The sequence below is a fragment of the Paramagnetospirillum caucaseum genome, from assembly GCF_000342045.1.
GTDB lineage: Bacteria > Pseudomonadota > Alphaproteobacteria > Rhodospirillales > Magnetospirillaceae > Phaeospirillum > Phaeospirillum caucaseum.
Window position 1 is genome coordinate 1 of record NZ_AONQ01000179.1, and the last position, 991, is coordinate 991.

1 pseudogene is annotated in these 991 nt (G+C 69.2%); it reads right to left on the reverse strand.

Going from position 1 to position 991, the window contains the following annotated elements:
• A pseudogene (locus H261_RS25640) lies at nt 1-991 on the reverse strand (beta strand repeat-containing protein); the annotation flags it as partial.

Sequence of the window (991 nt, forward strand, 5' to 3'; positions counted from 1 at the left end):
GGTCGACAGCGCGTTGAGGTTGGTGGTGCTGAGGCCGCCGACCTGAGTGGCGGTCAGGCCATCGATCTGGGTGGTGTTCAGCGCCGCCGCGTTGGTGGTGGACAGGGCGTTGAGCAAGGTGGTGGAGAGCACCGCCACCTCGGTGGAGGTGAGGCCGGACAGGGCGGTGGTGGTCAGGGCGCCGGTCTGGGTGCTGGTCAGGCTGCCGACCTGGGTGGTGGTCAGGGCGGCGATGTCGGTGGTTTCCAGGGCGTTGACCTGGGTGGTGGTCAGGGCGGCGACCTGGGCGGTGGTCAGCGAGCGCACCTGGGTGGTGGACAGCGCCGCCACATCGGTGGTTTCCAGCGCGTTCAGCTGGGTGGTGCTGAGGCCGCTGACCTGGGTGGTGGTCAGGCTGTCCACCTGAGTGGTGGACAGGGTCGCCACGTTGGTGGTGGAGAGCGCGTTGAGCACCGTGGCGGTCAGGCTGCGGAGTTCGGTGGTCTCCAGCGCCGCCACCTGGGTGGTGGTCAGCGCCGCCGCCTGGGTGGTGCTGAGGCCGGCAATCTGGGTCGAGGAGAGGCTGGCCACGCCGGTGGTCGACAGCGCGTTCAGCGTGGTGGTGGTCAGGCCGCCGAACTGGGTGGCGGTCAGGCCGTCCAGCTGGGTGGTGGACAGTGCCGCCGCGTTGGTGGTGGTCAGCGCGTTGATCTGGGTGGTGGAGAGCACCGCCACCTCGGTGGAGGTGATGCCGGACAGGGCGGTGGTGTTCAGGCCGCCGGTCTGGGTGGTGGTCAGGCTGCCGATCTGGGTGTTGGTCAGCGCCGCGATGTCGGTGGTTTCCAGCGCGTTGACCTGGGTGGTGGTCAGTTCGGCCACCTGGGCGGTGGTCAGCGAACGCACCTGGGTGGTGGTCAGCGCCGCCACGTCGGTGGTCTGCAGGGTGTTGAGCTGGGTGGTGCTGAGGCCGCTGACCTGGGTGGTGGTCAGGCTGTCCACCTGATCGGTGGAG